Source organism: Bradyrhizobium sp. CIR48, from assembly GCF_014198315.1.
Lineage (GTDB): Bacteria > Pseudomonadota > Alphaproteobacteria > Rhizobiales > Xanthobacteraceae > Bradyrhizobium.
Genome location: NZ_JACIHG010000004.1, coordinates 525,637 through 549,296, shown reverse-complemented (window position 1 = coordinate 549,296; position 23,660 = coordinate 525,637). Strand labels below are relative to the sequence as shown.

27 protein-coding genes and 1 pseudogene are annotated in these 23,660 nt (G+C 64.9%); 6 read left to right on the top strand and 22 right to left on the bottom strand.

Going from position 1 to position 23,660, the window contains the following annotated elements:
- Positions 1–34 precede the first annotated feature (34 nt).
- The 7 genes from GGD66_RS16165 to GGD66_RS16140 all read right to left on the bottom strand — a co-directional run bounded on the left by GGD66_RS16165 (position 35) and on the right by GGD66_RS16140 (position 4,773).
- Positions 35–898 (bottom strand): metal ABC transporter solute-binding protein, Zn/Mn family, encoded by an 864-nt coding sequence (locus GGD66_RS16165; protein ID WP_183258328.1) that lies wholly within the window; start codon positions 896–898, stop codon positions 35–37.
- A 6-nt stretch (positions 899–904) separates the two neighbouring features.
- A complete protein-coding gene (locus GGD66_RS16160) occupies positions 905–1,774 on the bottom strand; it encodes a metal ABC transporter permease (RefSeq protein WP_183258327.1) in 870 nt (289 codons plus the stop codon).
- 6 nt (positions 1,775–1,780) lie between these two features.
- Complete coding sequence (locus GGD66_RS16155) at positions 1,781–2,536, bottom strand: metal ABC transporter ATP-binding protein (protein ID WP_183236641.1); 756 nt, start codon at positions 2,534–2,536, stop codon at positions 1,781–1,783.
- Between the two features lie 2 nt (positions 2,537–2,538).
- Positions 2,539–2,775, bottom strand: a complete 237-nt coding sequence (locus tag GGD66_RS41500; RefSeq protein ID WP_092255557.1) for a hypothetical protein — start codon at positions 2,773–2,775, stop codon at positions 2,539–2,541.
- 43 nt (positions 2,776–2,818) lie between these two features.
- Complete coding sequence (locus tag GGD66_RS16150) at positions 2,819–3,319, bottom strand: hypothetical protein (protein WP_092255560.1); 501 nt, start codon at positions 3,317–3,319, stop codon at positions 2,819–2,821.
- Positions 3,316–3,927: a permease gene (locus GGD66_RS16145; RefSeq protein WP_026201624.1), complete on the bottom strand. Its 612-nt coding sequence runs from the start codon at positions 3,925–3,927 to the stop codon at positions 3,316–3,318. The genes GGD66_RS16150 and GGD66_RS16145 overlap by 4 nt, the downstream gene beginning before the upstream one ends.
- A gap of 249 nt (positions 3,928–4,176) precedes the next feature.
- Positions 4,177–4,773 (bottom strand): superoxide dismutase, encoded by a 597-nt coding sequence (locus GGD66_RS16140; protein ID WP_018316199.1) that lies wholly within the window; start codon positions 4,771–4,773, stop codon positions 4,177–4,179.
- A 243-nt stretch (positions 4,774–5,016) separates the two neighbouring features.
- Here GGD66_RS16140 and GGD66_RS16135 point away from each other — a divergent pair, with 243 nt between their 5' ends.
- From GGD66_RS16135 to GGD66_RS16125, 3 genes are all read left to right on the top strand, one after another.
- Positions 5,017–5,544 carry a GNAT family N-acetyltransferase gene (locus tag GGD66_RS16135; protein WP_183258326.1) on the top strand — a complete coding sequence of 176 codons (528 nt, stop codon included), beginning with the start codon at positions 5,017–5,019 and terminating at the stop codon, positions 5,542–5,544.
- A gap of 83 nt (positions 5,545–5,627) precedes the next feature.
- Positions 5,628–7,013 carry an MATE family efflux transporter gene (locus tag GGD66_RS16130; RefSeq protein WP_183258325.1) on the top strand — a complete coding sequence of 462 codons (1,386 nt, stop codon included), beginning with the start codon at positions 5,628–5,630 and terminating at the stop codon, positions 7,011–7,013.
- A gap of 107 nt (positions 7,014–7,120) precedes the next feature.
- Complete coding sequence (locus GGD66_RS16125) at positions 7,121–7,555, top strand: DUF2147 domain-containing protein (protein ID WP_092255570.1); 435 nt, start codon at positions 7,121–7,123, stop codon at positions 7,553–7,555.
- A 4-nt stretch (positions 7,556–7,559) separates the two neighbouring features.
- Here GGD66_RS16125 and GGD66_RS16120 read toward each other — a convergent pair whose 3' ends face one another.
- Positions 7,560–8,705, bottom strand: a complete 1,146-nt coding sequence (locus tag GGD66_RS16120) for a DUF3095 domain-containing protein (RefSeq protein WP_183258324.1) — start codon at positions 8,703–8,705, stop codon at positions 7,560–7,562.
- A 223-nt stretch (positions 8,706–8,928) separates the two neighbouring features.
- Here GGD66_RS16120 and GGD66_RS16115 point away from each other — a divergent pair, with 223 nt between their 5' ends.
- A complete protein-coding gene (locus tag GGD66_RS16115; RefSeq protein ID WP_183258380.1) occupies positions 8,929–9,327 on the top strand; it encodes a hypothetical protein in 399 nt (132 codons plus the stop codon).
- 4 nt (positions 9,328–9,331) lie between these two features.
- Here the strand turns inward: GGD66_RS16115 and GGD66_RS41495 are convergent, their stop codons facing one another.
- From GGD66_RS41495 to GGD66_RS16060, 11 genes and pseudogenes are all read right to left on the bottom strand, one after another.
- Positions 9,332–9,541, bottom strand: coding sequence for a hypothetical protein (locus tag GGD66_RS41495; RefSeq protein ID WP_092255578.1), 210 nt, complete (start codon positions 9,539–9,541; stop codon positions 9,332–9,334).
- 126 nt (positions 9,542–9,667) lie between these two features.
- Positions 9,668–10,390: an SDR family NAD(P)-dependent oxidoreductase gene (locus GGD66_RS16105; protein ID WP_183258323.1), complete on the bottom strand. Its 723-nt coding sequence runs from the start codon at positions 10,388–10,390 to the stop codon at positions 9,668–9,670.
- Positions 10,383–11,765 carry a class I adenylate-forming enzyme family protein gene (locus GGD66_RS16100; RefSeq protein ID WP_183258322.1) on the bottom strand — a complete coding sequence of 461 codons (1,383 nt, stop codon included), beginning with the start codon at positions 11,763–11,765 and terminating at the stop codon, positions 10,383–10,385. The genes GGD66_RS16105 and GGD66_RS16100 overlap by 8 nt, the downstream gene beginning before the upstream one ends.
- Entirely contained in the window at positions 11,752–11,997 is a 246-nt protein-coding gene (locus tag GGD66_RS16095) for an acyl carrier protein (RefSeq protein ID WP_008543699.1), read from the bottom strand. The genes GGD66_RS16100 and GGD66_RS16095 overlap by 14 nt, the downstream gene beginning before the upstream one ends.
- A 141-nt stretch (positions 11,998–12,138) precedes the next feature.
- Positions 12,139–13,953, bottom strand: a complete 1,815-nt coding sequence (locus tag GGD66_RS16090) for a long-chain-acyl-CoA synthetase (RefSeq protein ID WP_183258379.1) — start codon at positions 13,951–13,953, stop codon at positions 12,139–12,141.
- Positions 13,954–14,180: 227 nt separating this feature from the next.
- Entirely contained in the window at positions 14,181–14,450 is a 270-nt protein-coding gene (locus tag GGD66_RS16085) for a DUF3551 domain-containing protein (protein ID WP_092255584.1), read from the bottom strand.
- Between the two features lie 34 nt (positions 14,451–14,484).
- A complete protein-coding gene (locus tag GGD66_RS16080; RefSeq protein ID WP_026201626.1) occupies positions 14,485–14,763 on the bottom strand; it encodes a DUF3551 domain-containing protein in 279 nt (92 codons plus the stop codon).
- 128 nt (positions 14,764–14,891) lie between these two features.
- Complete coding sequence (gene htpG, locus GGD66_RS16075; RefSeq protein WP_183258321.1) at positions 14,892–16,769, bottom strand: molecular chaperone HtpG; 1,878 nt, start codon at positions 16,767–16,769, stop codon at positions 14,892–14,894.
- Positions 16,770–16,892: 123 nt separating this feature from the next.
- The gene (locus GGD66_RS16070; RefSeq protein ID WP_092255590.1) at positions 16,893–17,300 is read right to left on the bottom strand and encodes a hypothetical protein; all 408 of its coding nucleotides are present in this window, start codon (positions 17,298–17,300) and stop codon (positions 16,893–16,895) included.
- 250 nt (positions 17,301–17,550) lie between these two features.
- A pseudogene (locus tag GGD66_RS16065) lies at positions 17,551–18,145 on the bottom strand (nuclear transport factor 2 family protein).
- A gap of 129 nt (positions 18,146–18,274) precedes the next feature.
- Positions 18,275–19,081, bottom strand: coding sequence for a response regulator (locus GGD66_RS16060; RefSeq protein WP_177237073.1), 807 nt, complete (start codon positions 19,079–19,081; stop codon positions 18,275–18,277).
- Positions 19,082–19,301: 220 nt separating this feature from the next.
- Here GGD66_RS16060 and GGD66_RS16055 point away from each other — a divergent pair, with 220 nt between their 5' ends.
- Together GGD66_RS16055 and GGD66_RS16050 are read left to right on the top strand one after the other, a co-directional pair.
- Positions 19,302–19,532 carry a NepR family anti-sigma factor gene (locus GGD66_RS16055; protein ID WP_026201628.1) on the top strand — a complete coding sequence of 77 codons (231 nt, stop codon included), beginning with the start codon at positions 19,302–19,304 and terminating at the stop codon, positions 19,530–19,532.
- On the top strand, positions 19,532–20,080 hold the full coding sequence (locus GGD66_RS16050) for a sigma-70 family RNA polymerase sigma factor (protein ID WP_018316216.1): 549 nt from the start codon (positions 19,532–19,534) through the stop codon (positions 20,078–20,080). The genes GGD66_RS16055 and GGD66_RS16050 overlap by 1 nt, the downstream gene beginning before the upstream one ends.
- Positions 20,081–20,181: 101 nt before the next feature.
- Here the strand turns inward: GGD66_RS16050 and GGD66_RS16045 are convergent, their stop codons facing one another.
- The 3 genes from GGD66_RS16045 to GGD66_RS16035 all read right to left on the bottom strand — a co-directional run bounded on the left by GGD66_RS16045 (position 20,182) and on the right by GGD66_RS16035 (position 23,629).
- The gene (locus GGD66_RS16045) at positions 20,182–20,880 is read right to left on the bottom strand and encodes a nitroreductase (RefSeq protein ID WP_179731828.1); all 699 of its coding nucleotides are present in this window, start codon (positions 20,878–20,880) and stop codon (positions 20,182–20,184) included.
- Between the two features lie 140 nt (positions 20,881–21,020).
- The gene (locus GGD66_RS16040; RefSeq protein WP_183258320.1) at positions 21,021–22,265 is read right to left on the bottom strand and encodes an acyl-CoA dehydrogenase; all 1,245 of its coding nucleotides are present in this window, start codon (positions 22,263–22,265) and stop codon (positions 21,021–21,023) included.
- Positions 22,266–22,384: 119 nt separating this feature from the next.
- On the bottom strand, positions 22,385–23,629 hold the full coding sequence (locus GGD66_RS16035) for an acyl-CoA dehydrogenase (protein WP_183258319.1): 1,245 nt from the start codon (positions 23,627–23,629) through the stop codon (positions 22,385–22,387).
- Positions 23,630–23,660 lie beyond the last annotated feature (31 nt).

Below are 23,660 nucleotides of genomic sequence, written 5' to 3'. Positions count from 1 at the left end.
TTTTCGCGCGACGCGAGGCGGGGTGGCCCCTGCCCTAGTGGTCAAGCGCGCTGGTCAGCGCCTTTATATTGTGCCTGACCATATCAATGTAAGTGGGTGCCGGCCCCTTTTCGCCGGTCAAACCGTCCGAAATCAGGGTCCCGCCGACTTTTGAGCCGGTCTCGGCCGCGATCCGCCGGATCAGCCGGTCGTCGCTGATATTTTCCAGGAACACGGCCGGTATTTTTTGGGCCTTGATCTGGCCGATGATGGCCGCGATGTCGCGTGCGCTCGGCTCGGTTTCGGTGGAGACCCCCAGGGGGGCGATGAACTGGATACCGTATTCGGCGGAAAAATAGCCGAAGGCGTCATGGGTCGAGATCACCTTGCGCCGCTCTGGCGGGATTTTCGCCACGGCCTCGCGGACCTCGCGGTCGAGCGTTTCGAGCTTTTCCAGATAGGCTTTTGCCTGGACCCGGAAGAACTCCGCATCATCCGGGGCGGCCGCCGCCAGCGCATTGGCGATATCGGTCACGTAGACCTTGGCGTTGGGGACCGACTGCCAGGCATGGGGGTCGGCGGCCGAACCGAGCTTCAGCGGCACGATGCCGGCGCTCGCGGTGACCACCACGGCCTTGCTCCCTGCGGACTGCACGAGACGCGGCAGCCAACCCTCCAGCCCGAGCCCATTGACGATGACGAGCTTCGCCTCCGCGATCCGCTTCGCATCGGCTGGCGCCGGCGTATAGACGTGGACGTCGCTGTCGGGGCCGACCAGCGTCGTAACGTTGGCCCGATCTCCCCCGACGTTACGGACGAAGTCGCCGAGGATCGAGAAGCTCGCAATGACGTTGAGCCGTTCCGCGGCCTGCAACGGCGAGGCGATGGTCAGCAAGGCAAGGAGCAGAAGGAAGCGCATCGCCCGTCACGCTTCCAGATGCCGGCCGGGAAACATCTGCCGGACGATGCCGCCGACGCGGCCGAACAGCACGGAGACGATGTAGAGCACCGTCGCCACGAGAATGACCGCAGGGCCTGACGGCACGCGAGTCTGGAACGACAGCACGAGGCCGGCATAGCCGGAAGCCGCGGCAGCGACCACCGCGATGCAGATCATGACGGTGAGATCGCGTGACCAGAACCGCGCGATACCCGCCGGCAGGATCATCAGGCCGACCGCAAGCAGCGTGCCAAGGGCCTGAAAGCCATTGACGAGGTTGATCACGACCAGCGCCAGGAAGGCGAGATGCGCGGGACCACCGGCGCGGCTGACTGTGCGCAAGAACAAGGGATCGACGCTCTCGATCACCAGCGGGCGGTAGATCACGGCGAGCACCAGCAGCGTCACGGTGGCGTTGAAGGCCACCACCAGCAGGGTCTGGTCGTCCATCGCGAGGATGTTGCCGAACAGCACGTGGAGCAGGTCGATATTGGTGCCCTTGATCGAGACGATGGTGACGCCGAGCGCCAGCGAGGCCAGATAGAAGGTCGCGAGCGAAGCGTCCTCCTTCAGCCCGGTCGAGCGCGCGACGACGCCGGCGAGGATCGCGACGGCAAAGCCTGCGATCAGCCCGCCGGCCGTCATCGCGAACAGATTGAGCCCGGAGAGCAGGAAGCCGACCGCCGCGCCGGGCAGGATCGCATGCGCCATGGCATCGCCGACGAGGCTCATCCGCCGCAGCATCAGGAAGACGCCGATCGGCGCACCGGCCAGCGACAATGCGATCACGGCGGCCAGCGCCCGCCGCATGAACTCGAATTCGGTGAAGGGACCGACCAGCGTGTCGTAGAGCATCGGTGATCACGCCGCCCGCGAGCGGGTATCGTCGGCGGCGCAGGCCGCGGCGCTGTCGTCGAACGCCTCGCACATCCGCATCGCCACCAGAAGGTTTTCCGGCGTCAGCACCTCCACCGTCGGTCCCCACGCCACGGGGCCGCGCGCCAGCACCAGCGTCTCGGTGAAATGGTTGCGCACCATCTCCATGTCGTGCAGCGCGGCGAGCACGGTGCGGCCCTCACCGTGCCAGTGCTTGACCAGCGCGAGCAGGTCGGCCGTGGTCTTGCTGTCAATGGCGTTGAAGGGCTCGTCCAGCACGATCAGGCTTGCGTCCTGGAGCAACACGCGCGCGAACAGCACACGCTGCATCTGGCCGCCCGAGAGCGTGCCGATCGGGCGGTTCTCGAAGCCATTGAGGCCGACGGAGGCGATCGCGCGCAAGATCTTCCCGCGCGCCGCCTTGCCGATGCCGCCGAACAGGCCGGTCCCGCGCCACAGCCCGGTGCCGACGAAGTCGAACACCGAGATCGGGAAGCTGCGGTCGATCTCCGCACTCTGCGGCAGATAGGCGATATCGCGAGAGTCGAGCCCGCCGAGATGGATGCTGCCGTCGAGCGGCCGGAGAATGCCGACGATGCCGCGCAGCAGGGTCGACTTGCCCGCGCCATTCGGGCCGATCACGGCGACCAGCGCACCCCGCGCAACCTCGCCGTTGAGATGGTGCACGGCCGGATGCCGGTCATAGCCGAGCGTCACATTGTGAAAGTGGAGCGCCGCCATCGTCACCTCATCGCCAGGAAGACCACGCCCCAGAGCACGGCACAGACGGCGAGCGCGGCCCCAAGGCGCGCGGCCATGGTCATGCGCAGGATCGACCAGGGCGCCGCTTGGGCCGGATGCGGCGAGGCCGCGTCGTGGACATGGGCGTGGGTGTGGTCGTGCCCATGCGAATGCGCGTGGTCATGAGAATGGCCATGGGCATGGTCGTGATGGTGGGCGTGGGACGCGGCGGGAACCATTTCGGAACGTTATATTATAACATAACCCCTGTCCACGCTGGGCTCACGGCTTGCCGATCACCATCGCGATGGCAGCTGCCACGAAAGGAAACGGCACCGACACGGCGCAGCGGAACCAGACGAAACGGGCCGGCATGAACGGGATTTCCCACAAGATCACCCGCTGGAAGGCGAACAGGGCCCAGGCTACGACATAGGCCACCACCTGCGGCACCCCGCCACCCGACTTCAGCGCCACCGTGCCGATGGAGAAGCCGATCACGGGCCCGCCCGGCGTGGCGGCGCCGGCGACCACGGCGGTCGCAACCCCGAGCCAGCCGCTGTCCGGCCCGAGCCAGCCGGTGATCACCTCCTGCGGGATGATCGCGGCGATGTAGCCGGAGCCGATCACGCCCAGCGCGATGCGCGGCACGATGTTGATGAAATCCATCGCGCCTTCGCGCAGCGAGGCCTTGAACACAGGCGGGCCGCGGCGAAAGGCGATCAGGCCGACGCCGAACACCGAGCCCCACAACAGGATGTCGATGAAAAGCGCGGCGCTCATGCCGCGTCCTCGTCGCTTTCGCGCTTCGGATAGAGCCGGACATAGACGAAGCGGCCGAGCGCACCGGCGAGTACCGGCAGCGGCAGCGAGATCAGAATCCGCCACAGCGTGAAGTCGGTGCCCATGATCGGGATTTCCCAGGCCACCGCCCGGCCATAGCCGATCAGGGTCCAGCTCACGACCATGGCGATGGTGGCGCCGAAATCGGCGCCGACTGCGAGCAGCGCACTCGCCACGGGATAGGCGGTGAAGGGACCGCCCGGCAGGATCGCGCCGAAGGCGGTGCCGATCAGCAGCCCCATCAGGCCGGATTTCGGTCCGAGCGAGCGCGAGACCTTTTCGTGCGGCAGGATCTCCGAGATGAAGGCCCCGAGCAGGCAGCCGGCGAGCACGCGCGGCAGGATGCCTGAGAACAGCGACAGATCGTGGGTCAGAATGTCGAGAACGCCGTCGGTGCCGTCACGCCGCCAGACCAAGGTCGCACTCACCGCGACCAGCGCGGCGATGATGATCGTCGACCAGCCGATCGGCTTGCGGACCCGCCCCGGCCGCGGTTCGGACTCCGCGTCCTCGGCAGGCGCCGGGTTCTTCGGGGAAGGTTCTGACAACGGGCTCGGTCGCTCGAGGGTGATGCCGTTCCTGATTAAGGGCGGCGTCCATTCGATGCAAACAGTACGATGACAGACCGGTGCGCGCGCCACGCAGGGCAATTCCGCACAGCAAAAAGGCGGCCGCGCGAGCGACCGCCTTTTGTTTTCTGTCATTCCGGGGCGCACGAAGTGCGAGCCCGGAATCTCGCGCCACAACTTCTGGATTCCGGGTTCGCCCTGCGGGCGCCCCGGAATGACAACGAGGCCTTACGCCTTCTCGAGCAGGGACTCGACGTATTCCCAGTTCACGAGGTTCTCGACGAACGCCTTGAGATAATCGGGGCGGCGGTTGCGGTAGTCGATGTAATAGGAGTGCTCCCAGACGTCGCAGCCGAGGATCGGGGTGGCGCCATGCACCAGCGGATTCTCGCCGTTCGGGGTCTTGGAGATCTCGAGCTTGCCGTTCTTGACCTGGAGCCAGCACCAGCCGGAGCCGAACTGGCCGACGCCGGCCGCCTGGAAGTCGGTCTTGAACTTCTCGAAGCCGCCGAGGTCCTCGTTGATCTTCTTCTCGATCTTGCCCGGCAGCTTGGTGCCGCCGCCATTGGGCTTCATCCAGCTCCAGAAGTGGATGTGGTTGTAGTGCTGGCCGGCATTGTTGAACACCGCGGGGTTCTTGCCGAACGAGCCCTTGACGATCTCTTCAAGGGACTTGCCTTCCCATTCGGTCCCCTTGAGCGCGTTGTTGCCGTTGGTGACGTAGGCCTGATGATGCTTGTCGTGGTGGAATTCCAGCGTCTCCTTCGACATGAACTGGCCGAGGGCGTCATAGGCGTAAGGGAGGGGGGGCAGCGTAAAGGTCATGGGATGTTGTCCGCGACTGATGGGGAACTGGCTTAACGGGGACTCTTATAGAAGGTTCCACCGCCGTTAAATACCTCAGAATTTGCGAAAAGACGTGATGCCACGGCTTGGCCGGATTGCATAACTTCGCAGCACCGAGGGACATTCAACCCGGGCCGATCGCCGGCCGCAGAATATCGTTGCCTTTGAACCGGTTATGACAGAACGAATGAACCGCGCAGCCGCGTTGCGAGAGACAAAGCCATGAGCATCGAGATCGACATTTTGAACGGCGACGCCTCGTTGCCGATCGCAAAGCCGCTGCTCAGCGCGGTCTGGGATCAAGACGCCGCGGAGAAGCCGGCCTGGGCTCACGTCAAATGGGCCAATGCGGACCTGCGCGTGCTGATCGAGACGCCCGAGGACGGTCTCGTCTGCCATGTCGGCATCTACTTCCGCACCGTTATCTGGAACGGGCAGAAGGTCCATATCGGCGGCATCGGTGGGGTCTGCACCCGCGAGGACCGGCGCGGTCGCGGCTATGCGACCGTAGCGATCGACGCGGCGGTTCACACCATTCGCGCCAACGAGGCCGTTCGCTTCGCGCTGCTCTTCTGCGAACCACACAATTTTTCGTTCTACGAGACCCGGAGCTGGCTGCCCTTCAAGGGCGAAGTCTATTGCGAGCAGCCGGAGGGGCGGATCCGCTTCACCGCCATGGCGCCCTACGTCTTCAACATCGTCCGCGCGCCGACGCTGGGCACCATCGACCTATGCGGCCTGCCGTGGTGACCCCTGCGTAGAGTGAGGGCTGCCGCAGGGGCTCGGCCGCCCTATAATATGTCGAGCATCATCTAAAATTCCGCCCGGTGAACATGACGATCGACGCCCCTGCAGACGCCGTCCCGCCGCTTGCGCCGGTCGCCTCCCCGATCGCCAGCCTGCTGACTGCGCCGATCCTGCCGACGCTGCTGCGGCTCGCGATCCCCAACATGATCGCGATGGTCGGCAGCACTTTGGTTGCGATCGCCGAGACCTCCTATATCGGCCGGCTCGGCACCATTCCGCTCGCCGCGATCGCGCTGGTGTTTCCGTTCGCGATGCTGACGCAGATGATGAGCGCGGGCGCGATGGGCGGCGGCGTTTCGTCCGCGATCAGCCGCGCGCTCGGCGCCGGGGATCGTGACCGCGCCGCGACGCTGGCGCTGCATGCCGCCATCATCGGCCTCTGCGGCGGGCTGTTCTTCACGGTGATGATGCTCGTCTTCGGCCGCTCCTTCTTCACCCTGCTCGGCGGGCGCGATCGCGTGCTCGAGGAGGCCAGCGGCTATTCGCAGGTGCTGTTCTCCGGCGCGGTCGCGATCTGGCTCGTCAACACGCTCGCCTCGGTGATCCGCGGCACCGGCGACATGCGCCTGCCCTCGATGACGCTGATCGGCGCCAGCGTGCTCCAGATCGCGCTCGGCGGCACGTTGGGGCTCGGCCTGTTCGGCGTGAAGCCCTTCGGCATGCCGGGGGTCGCCAGCGGCCAGTTGATCGCGTTCACCTGCGCCGCGATCTTCTTCCTCTGGTATCTCGCGTCCGGCCGCAGCCGGCTGCCGCTGAATATTCGCGCGTTTCATTTCGAGCGCGCGATGTTCCTGGACATCCTCAAGGTTGGTGCGGTGGCCTGCCTGTCGCCGCTCCAGACCGTGCTCACCATTTTGATCTTCACGAAGATCCTGGCCACGTTCGGCACCGAGATGCTGGCCGGCTACGGCATCGGCTCGCGGCTGGAATTCTTGCTAATCCCGATCACCTTCGCCTTCGGCATCGCATCGGTACCGATGGTCGGCATGGCGATGGGCGCCGGACAGGTGAAGCGCGCGCGGCGTGTGGCCTGGACCGCCGCTGCAGCTTCCGGATTGACGGTCGGCCTGATCGGCCTCGCCGTCGCGCTCGCTCCATCGCTATGGGTCGCACTCTTCACGCGCGATCCCGGCGTCACCGCCGCCGCGCACAGCTATTTCCACTGGGCCGGCCCGACCTTCGTGTTCTTCGGCATCGGCGTGTCGCTCTACTTCTCCTCGCAAGGCGCGGCGCGCGTCGGCGGCCCCGTGCTCGCTTCCACCGCGCGGCTTCTGATCGTCGCGATCGGCGGCGTCGTCCTCATGATGACGCAGGCGCCGGCCTGGACCTTGTTCGCGCTGGTCGGCGGCGCCATGGCGGTGTTCGGCCTGTCGACTGCGGCCTCGGTCGCCTTCGCGCGCTGGGACAAATGATCGCAGGACATCAACGCAGGCAAATGAACGCAGGAATGTGATTCCAGCCAGCGTTGCACTATCCCGCCGGGCTGCTATGGAGGCGCTCCATTTTCGGGGCCTCTTCCATGACTTCCAGATTCGCTGCTCTCATCGTCCTTCTCGCTGCGCTGCTCGGCGCGCCGGCCGCGCATGCGCAGAGCGCCGATGGGACATGGCTGACCCAGGCGGGTGATGCGCGCGTCAAGATCAGCAAGTGCGGCGGCGGCATCTGCGGCGTCGTCGCCTGGCTGCGCGAGCCCTACGACACCGCGACCGGCCAGCCCGCCACCGACAGCAAGAACCCCAATCGCGAGCTCGCCAGGCGCCCGATGATCGGCCTGCCATTGTTCAGCGGCATGCAGCCGTCAGGTCCGAACAAATGGTCCGGCCAGATCTACAATGCCGACGACGGCAGTACCTATGCCAGCAGCATCTCCGTGACGGGAGCGGATTCGCTGCGGGTCGAAGGCTGCGTCGGCGCGCTCTGCGGCGGCGAGACCTGGACGCGGGCGGGACGCTGACGCTTCACGCCACCATCGCCTTCAGCGCCGTCGCCGCCGAGGCGTAGCCGCCCCGCGCGCCATCGATGAAATGGACGTGATCACTGCGCAACGCCGACGGCGTGAAGCAGGTCATCATGGCGGCGTCCTGCTGGTAGAGACCGTAGCGCACGATACCCTCGCGCGCAGCCGCCGCCAGTCGGTCGCTCAGCGCGCGCTCGAGCTGCGGCGTGCAGTCGAGGATCATGCGCAGGCCGTCGTCAAATTTCCTGAAGTCCGAGTTCTCGACCACCTGACGCCTGTAGACGTTGGGCACGAAACCGCCGACGTTGAGGTCGAAGCGCATGATCAGATAGACGAACAGCGTATAGGCCAGCACGCTGGCGCGGCGCGCGAGCAGCGGACCACCGCGCCTGGTGCGGGCTTCGTATTCCAGCCCCTGCGGCGGCCATTTCAGCGGCGGTCCCTGCGGCGGCACCGGGCGGGCGCCGTCCGGGCTGCGCTCGACGAGATGGATAATGTCCTCGATCACCTTGCGGAAGGCATGCGGGTCGGCGCCGCGCGCCGGCATCACCAGAACCGAGAGGATCAGCCCACGTGAGGCCGGTATCACCTCGAAGCGGCAGGACAGGCCCGAGAGATCGGGCTGCGTGCCCGCCGGCGCTGCCGGCACGGCAAATTCCCCGCGCTTCATTGCGGCATCGGCGAAGGCGAGCCCGCCGCCCGAGAACATCGCATAGGACAGGTTAGCCGACGGCCCGAAGCGCGCGACGCGCACGTCGAGGCCCTGCGCGCGGATGGCGCTGACCGGCACCAGCGCGACCCGCATCGTCAGATCGAGATCTTCCCGCACCCAGGTCGCGGTTGCCGCCAGCGCCTCTCGGGCAGGTTCGAGGTCGCCTGGCGCAACCGCAAAGCTCGCGCCATCGCCGCCGAACACGAAGGGGAATTCGCGCCCCTCCAATGCGTTCATCACCGCCGCGATCACGGCGGCGCCGGCCATGTTCACCGCCTTGTAGCGCTGCGCCGCGATCGCCTTGGTGGAATCGACGATATCGGCGACGCCGATGCTCCAATCGTCCGGCAGCGGCACATAGAGCGCAGGGTCCATCAGGCTGGTGAAGCCGCGGAAGACGGGAATGCCGCCATAGAAGGATTCGCCTGAGGTCATCGGGGATGCCGGATGGTTGGAATGCGAAACAAATACGTGGCAGGATCGATCCGGGTTCGCCGGCCGGCGGCCCTTTCAATCATTGGCCGAAACGGTTCCAGACAACAAGATAGGGCAGCAACAAGATGAGGCCGCGTTGCAATGCCGTAGCGTGTCATTGATCGGCATCAAGCGGCCGGCCGGGAAGAACGGCTATTGTCCTCAGCTCCAAGGGTTGCATGGGATGATCGAGGTGTCCGACTTCGGCAGCAAGGACTCCACCTCTCCGGTCCGCCGGCGCACGGGCATCGACCCGATCAGCGCGGTGAAGATGCCCGAAAGACTGACAGCAGCCGTCGATGCCTGGGCTGAAGCCCATCAACTGACCCGCTCGGATGCGATCTGCAAACTGATCGAGCTGGGCCTGAAGATCGCGCCCCCGGTCCACTCCTCGGCGCATCCGATCGCATCGGACGCCACCAGGATCGAAGAGATCGCGGTCCACGAGATCGAGACGCTGCTCGATCCGGCATTGCCCGTGGACGAACGCGACCGCCGCATCCGCCGCCTCACCGAAGGGCCGCCGGAATTTTCACATGAGCGGATTGACCTGCCGAAAGACCCGCCGAAGCACCGGACGTGAGCTGCTAATGCAGCTTCTCGTCCTGACGCTTGCGCAAGCTATCGAGAGACGCATCATGGCAGCCGACCAGGCGCACGAATTGCTGCGGGTACATTTCGTGGCCATGACCGCCGGAATTCTGGTGCGTCATCGGCGGGCAACGGGCATCGTCCTGCTTCGCGCGGGATTGCTCGGTCCGGCCCTGATTTGAAGCGGTCATGCTGGGCATGGTCATGGACTGCTCCTTGTCGATTAGGGCAGATCGATTGACGTAACCCAATCGATTGCGGGGCATCTTACGACCAAATCCGGCTGGATGTCATTGTGCCGGATCAACGCAATCATGACGGCGGAGTTCCGCCTAGGCCGTATTCCCCGCGTCGACAGTAAACACCGTCCCGGTGACGTTGCGGCCGCCTTCGCCCAAGAGATATTCTACCATGCGCGCGACGTCGTCCGTCTCCGGCAGGCGGCGCAGCGCGCTGCGGCCGGCGATGCGCTTGCGCGCCTCGTCGGACAGATTGTGCGTGAGCTCGGTGTTGATGAAACCCGGCGCGATCGCGTTCACGGTGATGCCGAGCTTGCCGACCTCGCGCGCCAGCGAGCGGGTGAAGCCGGTGGCAGCCGCCTTGGTCGCACCATAGACGGACAGGCCGTTATAGCCGGTGGTCGCGATGATCGAGGAGATGTTGACGATGCGGCCGGCGCCATCGGCCATCATCTGCCGTGCCACATATTTGGTGAGGATGATCGGCGACAGCACGTTGAGCTGCACCAGCGCCTCGATCTCGGAATTATGCATGGTGGCGAGCAGGCCTTCGGTGCCGAGGCCGGCATTGTTGACGAGGCCGTAGGTCGGGCCGAACTCGTCGCGCACGAGTTTTGCAAAAGCCGGAATGGCGTCGATCACGGCAAGGTCGCAGGCGCGGAAATGCAGGCGCCCTTCGGAGCCCGCAATCGCGGCCTTGAGCTCTTCGCTCTCGCGCCGGGCGGCCGCGACCACGTTGTAGCCGGCGCCGGAGAGGCGCTTGCCGATCGCAAGGCCGATGCCGCGGCTGCCGCCGGTGACGAGGACATTATGCATCGGTGCGCGCCAGTTTTCCGGCCGGGGTGACGTCGAGCGCCTCGACGAAGCGGATCACCGCCGGCACCTTGTGGGACGCGAGCTGCGCGCGGCACCGCTCCAGGATCTGGTCGCGGATCTCCTTCGCCCGGGCGGGATCGGTGCCCTCGGTGAGGATCACATCGGCGACCACGATGCCGCCGGTGATCGGGCTCTTGCGCGATTTGGCCCGCGACATCCGCACGTCGGGATGGCGGTTGATGACCGCCTCGATTTCTTCGGGGTGGACCTTCAGTCCGCCGATATTGATGATGCCGCCGCGGCGGCCGACGAAATAGTAGCGCTCGCCGCGCAGCTCGACGATGTCGCCGCTGTCGACAAATCCGTCGTCATCGGTGAGCGCGGCAGCATTGCGGCCGACATAGGCATGCGCGGTGCGCGTCGAACGGATACGCAGCGACCCCTCGACCACTTTCATCTCGACGCCGTTGCGATTGCCGAGATAGTCGGCCGGAAAGCCTTCCAACCCGTCATTGACGGCAAAGCCGACGCCGGCTTCGGTCGAGGCATAGGCGTGACCGACGGAGGAATTGGGGAATGCCGCCTTCAGCCCGTCGAGCACCGCCTGGTCGGCGATTTCACCGGAGAGGCGGACGTAGCGAGGGGCGAACTGCGCGGCCGAACCGCTCATCAGAAGCTTGCGCCAGTGCGAGGGCGTGCCGGAGATGTGCGAGACGCCGCGCGCCTTCAGCCGCGCGACGTGATCACCGAGCGTCTCATGGGGATCGGACAGCACCATCGAGCCGCCGGAAAGGACGGCGCGGAGGAAGATTTGCAGGCCGCCATAGCGGCGGATGTCATAGAAGGTCGCCCAGACCGGCGCCGGGCCGCGCGCGGTGCCTTCGGCAACGATCGCACCGGTCAGCGCCTCCAGCGTGTGGCCGGCGATCTTCGGCACGCCTGAAGTGCCCGAGGTGAGCATCAGCCATTCCGTCGCGCGTTCGGTCTTGGCCGGCGCGGTGGCTTCGAGCGGCAATTGCGCGGTGACGATGAGCGGGACGCCAGTCCCGGCCCAGCGATCGGATTCGTCGGTCACGACGGCGTCGATCTCGGCATCGGCGATCAATGCCTCGAGATGCGACGGATTGAGATCGGGCGGGCACAGCAGCATGCGACGGGCGATGCCGTCGAGCTCGATCATGGCAAGACCCGACCGGAGCTGGTCGGACAATTTGAGCAGCACGGAGCGGCCGGACAATTCGCGCAGGCGGCCGCCCAGGACCGACTGCGACAGGATATCGGTCAGCGACACGCAGGTTTGCGCGTCCGACAGCGTACGGCCGGTCAGCTCCGCGCCGAGATGGTCGCGAAGCGCAAAGATCTCACGCGGGGACATTTTCGTAGGCCCGCACGAAATCGCCCACCGTGGCGGGAAACGCTGCGTCCTCGGAGATGGTGAAGGGGTCGACGCCGGTCTCGTCCTCGAGGCGCGCGACCAGGATGGCGAAGGCGAGCGAGTCGAAACCCGTCTCGTGCAGCGACAGATCGTCCGAGAGCGCGGGAAGCGTGACGTGCTGCTCTTTGGCGATCTGCTGGATCGCGTCAATGACCTTAGACCTTACCGACATGGCTGGCTCGCTTTGTTATCGTTGGTGTTGCGGCGGCTCTTGCTGGCCGCCTCCCCATGGCCGCCTGTTTACCCGACAGAAGTAAATGGCTTCTTGGACAATTCAGATAAAATTGGACCTATCTGCGGATTTTGGCGGGATTTACAGCCTGATCGAGCCGTCCACGATTCGCGCATGGGCCTCGGTATCGAGCGCCACATAGGCCCCGGACTTCGGGTCTGCCATGAAAAGTGGATCGGAGATCGCGGCGGGATCGAAGCCTTCCCGCGACAGATCGCCCTTCTTCTGCTTGAACGTCTCGGTCGCATCAATCTCGCTGGAGATGCGAATGAAGACGGGACGCGCATAGGCCGGTAGGCGTTGCGCCAGATGTGCGGGCAATGCCGCGATGTCGAAGCCTTCGTTGACGACGATCGCGCTCATGCCGGCGCGGCCGTCCGCGCCGGGGATGCTGACGCCGTAAGTTGTGGCATCGACCACGCCGGTGAAATCGCGCATCGCGTCATTCACCTCCGAGGTCGCGACATTCTCGCCCTTCCAGCGGAAAGTATCCCCGATCCGATCGACGAAATGGAAGAAGCCCTTGTCGTCGATCCGCATCAGGTCGCCGGTGCGGAACCAAGCGTCGCCCCTGGTAAAGACATCGCGAAGAATCTTCTTCTCGGTCTCGCCGGTGTCGGTGTAGCCCTCGAAGCGCCCGCCGCCTTCATCGGCGGTGCCGATGCGGCCGATGGCTTCGCCGGCCTCACCACGGGCGCAGGCGAGGCAAAACCCCTCTTCGTTGCGCAGCGGCACGCCGCTGTCGGGGTCGAGCTTGACGAGATTGGCAGGGAAGCGATGCGCCAGCAGCGGTGGGATGCGACCGATCGCGCCGGGCTGCCCCTCGACGTTGAACAGCGAGAAATTGCCTTCCGTCGCCGCATAGAATTCGAGGATGCGCGGAATGGCGAAACGCGCCTGAAAGTCTTCCCAGATGTCACCGCGCAGGCCGTTGCCGCAGACGAGGCGGAGACGATGCCGGTTCTCATATTCCGACGGCGCCGCCTTGAGCAGATAACGGCAGAGCTCGCCGATATATTGAAACAGCGTGCAGTCATGGCGCACGATGTCGGACCAGAAATGCGAGGCCGAGAATTTCTCCGCGATCACCACCGAGCCGCCCGCAGCGAGCATGCTACAGGGCGCGACGATGCCGCCGACCGAGTGGAACAGCGGCAGGCAATCGTAGAGCCGGTCTTGCGGGCTCGCGCCGGTGAGGCCGGCGAACCAAAAGCCCCAATTGAGAATGCGGCGGTGGCTGATGCTGGCAGCCTTCGGCAGGCCGGTGGTGCCCGAGGTGTAGATCAGCAGCGCACGGTCATCGATGGTGACCTCGCCGTGCTCCTCCGGCGACAAAGGAGCGTCGTCCAGCGCCGCGAGGGCGACGTCGATGGCGCGCTCGCTGCGGGCATCGCCATGCGTCCAGACCTTGGCCTGCGTCTTCAGGTGCGGCGTTGCGCTCTCCAGCATCTGCGTCAGCTCCTGCGCAACGATGATATGCGAGGGCTTTGCGACATCGAGGCAATGCGCGAGCGAGGGTCCCACCAGCCTGGTGTTGAGCAGCGCCGCCACACCGCCGATCCGGCTGATGCCGAGCCAGGCCGCGACATAATCGATGCCGTTCGGCATGATCAACGCGACCGTATCACCCTTGGCCACGCCGGCCGAGCGCGCCCAGCGCGCGTAGCGGTTGATGCGCTTCGACAAGCCTTCATAGTCGAGGCTTGCTTCGTCGGTGATCAGCGCGACGCGGTCGGGCTGGCGCTGCGCCCAATCGTCGATGACGTCGGCGAACAGACGCCCCGGCAGCGTCTCGATCCGCGCCGTGAGCTCGATGGCCTTCAGCCATATCTTTGAAGCCGAAGGCGCGCGCGCGACTTTTTGTCGTTCGATGACACCGGGGGTCATGCCGTTGATTCTTTCGGGCCGCCTGCTGACATCAGGCAATCTAGCCCCCGCGCCCTGCCCAGGTGTTAAGAGACAAGGTAAAACTCTGTTAGGGCGCGGTTAACTCTAGTGATCCTTACCGCCGCACGGCAACGCCGGTGAGTTCGGCGGCGTGGTGACGGTCGAGACCGATCGCGCTGGCGCAAGGTGGTCGAGCTGTGGGGGCAGGAAGGAGTAGCGCGCAGCACCTGCCGACGCTAGCCGCTACGCCTGTAGCGCAAGTACGGCGGCGGCGCGTGAACCGGATAATACGGATTGAGATCGCAGATCGCGGATCGGCCATAAGCCGTGGCGCGGCACTGCGGCAACGAGGTGAAGGAGCAGTCGTACCACTCCCCACCTCCCCCGTTTGCACCTGAATAAACGTGCATGCAGACGGGATAGCGCGGATCAAAAGTCTGCGCATGCGACGGCGCGGCTGCGAGCACCGCGCCGGCGGTCACGATCATTCCGAACGAGAAACGCATGAACTGTGTTCCGGTACGAGGCATCGCGGATTCGCTATTGCACCTTCTTGTGACGCCGGCGCGGCTGCGGCGGCTGGTCGAAGGCGTAGTACGGGTTGACGTCGCAGCTGGCCGCGCGGCCCGACGCGCTCGCGCGGCACTGCGGCAGCGAGGTGAAGGAGCAGTCGAAATAATCGCCGCCACCACCGGTAAAGCCGCCGGGCGTATAAACGTGCATGCACACCGGGTAGCGCGGATCGTAGGTCTGGGCGCTGGCATCTGCCGCGACGAACAGCGCGGCAATCGCGGTGAGGGTCAAAATCGACAGGCGCATGGACTTAATCCTCGAATCGACGGCCTCGGCGGATCTGATGCCGGCAGCCTCGTATGGCATAACACCAGGCCGGAGGCGACTGTTCCTAGGGACAGATGACGGCAAGGTGAGCGCTGCGGGCTGCGGCGCTAGGCGCCGAGCCCCTGCAGCACGAGCCGGTTCAGCCTTGCGGCAAACGCAGCCGGATCCTCCGGCAATTCGCCGTCCAGGATCTGCGCCTGCTCGAGCAGGAGCAGGCTGAGATCGTCGACCGCCTTCGAGCCGGCCTGCGCCTTGGTGATCGCGCCCACCATCGGATGGCGCAGATTGATCTCCAGGATCGGCTTGGTCTTCATGCCGCGGTTTTGCTGCGACAGGATGCGCTCGAGCTCGCGGCTCGGGCCCTGGCTGTCGGCGACGAGGCAGGAGGCCGAACTGGTGAGGCGCGTCGAGGCCTTGACGTCGCTGACCCGCTCGCCGAGCGCGGCCTTGATCACGGCGATGGTGGCCGCTTCATCCGCCTCGGGCTCGTCCTTCTTTGCCTCGTCCTTGTCGTCGACGCGCGGAATCAGGTCGAGATTGAGATCGCCCTGGCTCAGCGACTTCAGCGGCTTGCCGTCGAACTCCGACGGCATCGAGGTCCAGAACGCATCGACGGGATCGGACAGCAGCAGCACCTCGATGCCGCGCGCGGTCGCAGCCTCCAGCCGCGGATTGGATTTCAGCCGCTCGATACTGTCGCCGACGAGATAATAGATCTCGGTCTGGTTCGGCTTGAAATCGGCGATGACCTGCTTCAGCGACCGCTTCTCGCCCGATGTCGTGGTGAAGCGCGACAGTGCCAGCAGCTTTTCGCGCCGCTCGAAATCCTCGTAAATGCCTTCCTTGAGCACCGCGCCGAACGCGTCCCAGATCCTGGCGAAGTTCTCCGGATCCTTCTCGGCCAGGCTTTCGAGCTCCGACACGACCCGGGTCGCCACGGCCTTGCGGATCTGCGCCAGCTGCGGATTGTTCTGCAGCATCTCGCGCGAGATGTTGAGCGGGAGATCCTCGCTGTCGACGACGCCGCGGATGAAGCGCAGATACCCCGGCAACAGATCGGCATCATCGGTGATGAAGACGCGGCGGACGTAAAGCTTCACCCGGCCCTTGCGGTTCGGCTCGAACAGGTCGAACGGCTTGGTCGAGGGCGCGAACAGCAGCACCGCGTAGGAGTAGCGGCCTTCGGCGCGGTAATGCAGCGTCATCGCGGGATCGTCGAAGGCGGACGCGATCTGCTGATAGGCCTTCTTGTAGTCCTCCGGCGTCAGCTCGGATTTCGAGCGTTGCCACAGCGCGCTGGCCGAATTGATCTGACGGGGCTCGCCTTCTTCCGGCACCAGCTCGATCGGGAACAGGATGTTGTCGGAATAGGCACCGACGATGCGCTCGATCTCGAAGCTCTCGAGATATTTCTTGGCGTCCTCCTTCAGGTGCAGGACGATCTCGGTACCGCGCGCCAGGCGCGCCGCCTCCTCGTCGCCGGCACGGGCGATTTCGAAGCCGGAGCCGCCGGAGGACGTCCAGGTCCAGACGTCGCTCTCGCCGGCACGGCGGCTGACCACGACGATCCTGTCGGCGACCATGAAGGCGGAATAGAAGCCGACGCCGAACTGGCCGATCAGGCCGAGGCCGTCCTTGGCCTCCTTCAGCTTCGACACGAATGCCTTGGTGCCGGAGCGGGCGATGGTGCCGAGATGGTCGATCAGCTCCTGCCGCTCCATGCCGATGCCGTTGTCGGCGATCGTGAGCGTCCCGGCCGCCTTGTTCGGGATGATGCGGATCGTGAGCGCGTCACCCTCGCCGAGCAGCGAAGGACTTGCGATTGCCTCATAGCGCAGCTTGTCGCAGGCGTCCGACGCGTTGGAGATGAGCTCGCGCAGAAAGATGTCGGTCTCGGAATAGACGGAGTGCACCATGAGGTGCAAAAGCTCGGAAACCTCGGCCTGGAAGGGCTGCGTATGCACAGCCGTGTCTGACGTCGTCATGCGTTTACCCGGTCAAAACGAAAGGGAAGAAACCCGGGATATAACGCGAGCGTAGAGGGGATCAAGTGGACGTGAAGAATCGTCCTCCAAACGGGAGAGCGATCTATCCGGCGCCCGGGCGGATCAGGTCACGCAGCGGCCGGGCTGGAGCAGCTTTGCGACCTCGGTCAGGGAGCTGACCATCGGCTCGCAGGCGATCGTCGGCCTGTTGCGCACCTTCTTCTGGTTCTGGAGCAGCCCCGGCGGCTTGGCATTACCGGTCTCGATCACCGCGGGGACCCGCAGCAGCACCGAGGTGTCGGCGAGGTCATTCAGCCGCATCGAGACGGTGCGGGTCGGAACAGCTGCCTGTTTGATCTCGGCGAGCCGGTCGGCCTTGCCGGTCCGATTGACATTGTGGCCGGGCTTGTCGGCCTTGTCGGCGACCGCCTGCCAGCGGTCTGCCAGATCATGACCCGAGGCCAGTTGCACGGCACCGAGCGTCGCAGCAGCGGCAACGACGCTCAAAAATACCTTATGAATCTGTGACATGGCTGTCGATCCCTCGCCCCATGGCGATCGCGGGAACAACGCCGGTGAAGGATCAGGGGTTCTTAGCGGTTACGATCACTTAACCGTGTGCGACAAATACGACAGCGTGCGCAAAATATTTCGCGAGGGGTGGAACGACTTTCGCAGACTGGAGTCGTCTCAACAGCCGGCTATTCCCCCCTGCCCCATAAGCCGGTGACGTAGGGCGCGACTGTGGTGATGCCAGTCGCGCCTTACTTTTGTCTGGGGTTCACTTCCCCGCCAGCCAGTCGCGCCCTTCGCCATAGAGCTTCTCGACCTCGGGTCCGATCAGGCCCGGCATGTCGCGCTTGACCTTTGTAGCCGATCAGCTCCTGCATGTAGGCGAGGTGGCGATAGCCTTCGGGCAATGCGGCCAGCGCGGTCTGGTCGAGGCGGAGCTCTGCTGCGGGATCGACCGGGTCGATCCGGTCCTTCTCGTAGATCGGCTGGCGGCGGACGATGCCCCACTTCCCCTGCCGCTTCTCCAGGAAATCGTAGAAGCGCCCGGTGCAGACGACGTCGCAGACCACGTCATGCACCGGGGCACGCTGCGAGATCGTCATCTTGCTCTGCGCGATGGCCCGCTCGCCTGCGAGATCGATGCTGGTGCCGCCAAGGAAATGCAGGATGCGCACGCCCCTGGCAAAGCCCTCCTGGCTGACGCGCATGAAATCCCGCGCCGGCCCCTGAAACCAGGTGGCGGACATCCAGCCCTCTTCATGCCAGACCGTGGCAAAGCGCTCCCAGTCACCGGCATCGCGCCAGACCGCCCAGTTCTCGACGAGGTCGCGAATGGCGAGGCGATCGAGGAGTTGCTGGTCCATGGGCACATCTCCGGCTGGGATCAATGCAGGAGGTATGAGCGGCGAAGCCGACGCACGTCAAGCACGGCAGGCGACACGAAAAATCCGGCGTGCCTTGCAGCACGCCGGATCAATTTCGCTTCGCAAATATCAGGCCGCCGGCGCCTTCGGCGTGCGGTTGCGCGAGTTGCGCTGGAAGAACAGCGCCTGGCTCGCCACCGCCGACACCATCGCGGGCTGGAACGGTTTTGAGATCAGGAATGCCGGCTCGGGCCGCTCGCCGGTGAGGAAGCGCTCCGGGTACGCGGTGATGAACACCACGGGCACCTCGAAGGTGCGGAGCAGCTCGTTGACGGCGTCCAGGCCCGACGAGCCGTCGGCGAGCTGGATGTCGGCGAGGATCAGGCCGGGCCGCCTGTTCTTGGCCAGCGCCACCGCATCGGCATGGGTGCGGGCAACGCCGACGACGTTGTGGCCGAGATTCTTCACCAGGCTCTCGAGGTCCATGGCGATGAAGGTCTCGTCCTCGATGATCAGCACGTCGGTGGCGATCTCGGCGGCCATCTCGCGTCCGGCGGCATCCGCAAGCCGCCGCGTCTCGGCGACGTCGGTGCCGAGGATGTAGCCGACTTCCTCTTCCGAGAATCCCTCCAGCGAAAGCAGCAGGAAGGCCTGGCGCGGCAGCGGCGTGATGTTCGACAGCCGCCGCTCCGGCGGCATCGGCAAGGTCGTCACCTCGGAATCATCGTTGACGGAGACCGAATTCCAGATCTGGGTGAACAGCCTGAACAGGCCGGCCCGCGGTCCATGGCTCTCGTCGAGCACCGACGGATCCCCCAGCATGGCTTCCAACATGGCTGCGACATAGGCGTCACCGGAGGCCTGGCTGCCCGTCAGGGCGCGTGCGTACCGGCGCAACAACGGCAAGTGTTCAGCAACAAGCTGTGAACGGGACATCCCCACTCCATTCATCTTCGGGGCCAACCTTGACGTCCAGGCAATCCGAGGGGGGCCCGGGTTCCCCTGCTGGGCTGATTACGCCTCAGGCCAAGAAAAGTTCCGTCTGAGCGGGAACTTTTTATCGAACCTGGAATTGAGCCTATCCAGGGAACGGCTCCCGGTTGAGAAAACCTCTCGATTTTACAGTCACTTAACTCGGGGAAACGTGGAACAGGTCATGAAAGATCTCAAGTCTCAAGCCAGCAGAAGCACGACCCCCGGCAAGGGAGGCCTCACTCCGGAGATTCAATCCCGGATCGGGCACCAGTTGCGCGCCATGTATGATGATGTGGTGCGACAAGGGGTTCCAGATCGGTTCGCAGAACTGATCAAGAAGCTTGATGCGCCGGGAGCGACACCCCACGTGGGACATGAAGGCGGATCCAACGACAACAATGGGAGGGATTAATGCCTCTCACGGACTCCCTGCGTAACGACATCCTGGCGGCCGTGCCCAGTCTGCGCGCGTTCGCCATTTCGCTCAGCGGCAATGCGGACCGCGCCGATGATTTGGTCCAGGAGACGCTGCTCCGCGCGCTCGCCAACATCGACTCGTTCCAGCCTGGCTCCAATCTGCCGGCATGGCTGTTCACGATCCTGCGCAACCTTTTCCGCTCCGACTATCGCAAGCGGCGGCGCGAGGTCGAGGATGCCGAAGGCAACTACGCCAAGACGCTGAAGACACAGCCGTCGCAGAACGCGCATCTCGAGTTCGAGGAGTTTCGCACGGCGCTCGATAAGCTTCCGCAGGACCAGCGCGAAGCGCTGATTCTGGTCGGCGCCTCCGGCTTCTCCTACGAAGACGCGGCCTCGATCTGCGGCTGCGCAGTCGGCACGATCAAGAGCCGCGTCAACCGCGCGCGCTCGAAGCTCGCCGCGCTGCTCTATGTCGATGGCGCCGAGGATTTTGGCCCGGACGAGACCGTTCGGGCCGTGATCGGCGGCAGCGGCGGCTGACGGCCGGCGTCCTCAAGGACTTAGATGAAGATGAAGGCGGCCGTTTCCACGGCCGTCTTCGCGCGCGTCCGACAGCGATAGCGGAAGCTATCGCCGCTTGATCACTCGTCCGCGAAGGTCACGGTCTCGGCCACGCTGGCGCGCGAGGTGCGGTAGCTGTTGACCTTGTGAGCGTCGTCGGCATAGCCGAACGAAATGCCGCAGACGACGCGGCGATCGTCGGGCAGATTGAAATGGCGGCGGATCAGTCCGGAATGCCGCGCGAGTGCCGCCTGCGGAATCGTGCCGAGCCCGAGCGCCTGCGCGGCCAGCATGAAATTGGAGACATAGGCGCCGCAATCGATCGCACCGTAGATGCCGAGAGGCTCGTTGGTGTGGATGATGGCGACATGCGGCGCGCCGAAGAAATTGTAGTTCTCCAGCGCCTGCCTGGCGTAGGCGCCCCTGTCGCCGCGGGCGATGCCGAGCGTGTTGTAGAGCTGAAAGCCGCTTTCGCGGCGGCGTTCGAGATAGACACCGACATATTCGCGCGGCGGGGTGAAATCGTAATCGTCGCCGAGACCGCCTGAGGCCTCCGTGTAGATCAGCTTCCGGAAGCGCTCCTTGGCCTCCCCACTGGCGATGATCACCTGCCAGGGCTGACTGTTGCACCAGGACGCGGTGCGCTGCGCGGTGGTCAGCACATGCTCGATGGTCGCGCGGTCGACCTCTTTGGGAAGGAAGGCGCGGACGGAGTAGCGCTCGTTGAGGAGCTCTTCGAGCACGCCGATGCGATCGTTCTGTTTGACTGTAGCGTCCATGGTTCAGCTCGCGTCGCTTTCTTCGTAGGGTGGGCAAAGGCGCATCGCGCCGTGCCCACCGACAGGCTTGCTCCGGAGCATCTGCATATGGTGGGCACGCTTCGCTTTGCCCACCCTACGAGATACAGCGAGAGGTGAGATCATCGCCCCTTGGTCGGGATCTTGTTATACGGCACGTCCTTGTCGACGCGGATGTCGCCGGGCAGGCCCAGCACGCGCTCGGCGATGATGTTGCGCAGGATCTCGTCGGTGCCGCCGGCGATGCGCATCGAGGGCGAGGACAGCAGCATCTGCTGGAACTGGCCCTGCACCGTCTCCTCGTCATTGCCGGCGAGAACACCGGCCGCCCCCTGCAGGTCCATGGCGTAGGTCGCGATGTCCTGCAGCATCATGCCCGACACCAGCTTGCCGATCGAGTTCTCCGGACCCGGCCGCTCGCCCTTCGACAGCGCCGAGATCGTGCGATAGCTGGTATATTTCAGCCCGCTCGACTTCGCCGCCCAGCTCGCCAGCTTCGAGCGCACCGCGGGATCGTCAATCGCGAGGCCATCTTCCAGCATCAGGTTGGAGCAGAACTCGAACATTTCAGGCACGCCGGTCGCAAGGCGCGAGCCGATCGACATGCGCTCGTTCATCAGCGTGGTCAGCGAGACGCTCCAGCCCTCGCCGACGGCCCCTAACCGCTGGCTGTCGGGGATGACGACGTCGGTGAAATAGACCTCGTTGAACTCCTGCATGCCATTGGCCTGCCTGATCGGACGCACCTCGACGCCGGGGCTCTTCATGTCCAGGAAGAACATGGTGAGGCCCTTGTGCTTGGGCACGTTCGGATCGGTCCGCGCGATCAACAGACCATAGTCGGAGTAATGCGCGCCAGAGGTCCAGATCTTCTGGCCGTTGACGACCCAATTGTCGCCCTTCTTCTCCGCGCGGGTGCGCAAGCCGGCGACGTCCGAGCCGGCAGACGGCTCGGAGAACAGCTGGCACCAGATCTCCTCGCCCGAAGCCAGCTTCGGCAGATAGCGGCGCTTGGCATCCTCGCTGCCGAACGCCATCACGGTCGGGCCGCACATGCCTTCGCCGATCTGGAACGGCTGCGTCAGCTTGCCGTAGACCCCCTCCTCCTGCTGCCAGATCACCTTCTCGATCGGCGTCGCGCCGCGGCCACCATATTCCTTCGGCCAGTGCAGGCAGGCCCAATTGCCCTCGAACTTCTTCTTCTGCCAGGCTTTGCCGACCTCGACGATATCTTGCTTGGCAAGCCGAATGCGCCCGAGCGAGGATTTTGACAGCTCGGCGTACAACTCCCTAGGCGCATTGGCCTCGACCCATTGGCGCGCGGTCTGGCGGAATGCGGCTTCCTGCGGGGTGTCGTCGAAATTCATAACGGCCCTCTCGATCCTTGATCAGTGCGTAGGGTGGACAAAGCGAAGCGTGCCCACCACTTTCCCTCGATAGAATTCGTGGGCACGGCGCGTGCCGCGCCTTTGCCCACTCTATGATTCTAGCCTCTTCCCTTCGTCGGGATCTTGTTGAAGGGCACGTCCTTGTCGACACGGATATCACCGGGCAGGCCCAGCACCCGCTCGGCGATGATGTTGCGCATGATCTCGTCGGTGCCGCCTTCGACACGCGTGCCGGGCGCACGCAGCAGCATCGCCTGGAAACGGCCGGCGAGCTCGCCATCCTCGCCGCTGACGACGCCGCTCGCACCCTGCAAATCCAGCGCGTAGGTCGCAACGTCCTGGATCATCGAGCCCGCCACCAGCTTGCCGATGGAATTCTCCGGCCCCGGCCGCTCGCCTTTCGACAGCGCCGAGATCGCGCGCATGCTGGTGTATTTCAGCCCGCTCGCCTTCACCGCCCAATTCGCCAATTTCGAGCGCACCGCGCGATCCTCGATCGCGGGGCCGTCGTCGAGCATCAGGCTGGAGCAATATTCGAACAATTCAGGAAAGCCGGTCGAGACGGCCGCGCCGATCGCGCTGCGCTCATTCATCAGCGTGGTCAGCGAGACGTTCCAGCCGTCACCGACCTCGCCGAGGCGCTGATGATCGGGAATGCGGACATTGGTGAAATAGACCTCGTTGAAGTCGGAGGCGCCGCTGGCCTGCTTGATCGGCCGCACCTCGACGCCGGGGCTCTTCATGTCCAGGAAGAACATGGTGAGGCCCTTGTGCTTGGGCACGGTGGGATCGGTGCGCGTCAGCAGGATGCCGTAGTCGGAATAATGCGCGCCCGAGGTCCAGATCTTCTGCCCGTTGATGACCCAGTCGTCGCCGTCCTTCTCGGCGCGCGTGCGCAAGCCCGCGACGTCGGAGCCGCCGGCCGGCTCGGAGAACAGCTGGCACCAGACTTTTTCGCCGGAAGCCAGCGGCGGCAGATAGGTCCGCTTATGCTCCTCGCGCGCGAACGCCATCATGGTCGGCCCGCACATGCCGTGGCCGATGATGAACATGCGGGAGAGTTGGCCAAAGGGCCCTTCCTCCTGCTGCCAGATCACCCGCTCGATCGGCGAGGCGCCGCGCCCGCCATACTCCTTCGGCCAGTGCAGGCAGGCCCAACCGGAGTCGGCCTTCTTCTTCTGCCAGGCTTTTGCGACCTCAAGAATGTTGGCGTTCTTGAGCACGGTGCGGCCGAGCGAGGATTTGCGCAGCTCTTCCTCATATTGCGTGGGCGCATTCGCGCTGATCCAGGCGCGGGCGGTGGCGCGAAATTCGGCTTCCTGCGGGGTGTCGTCGAAGTTCATGGTCGTCTTCTTACCTTCGTAGGGTGGGTTA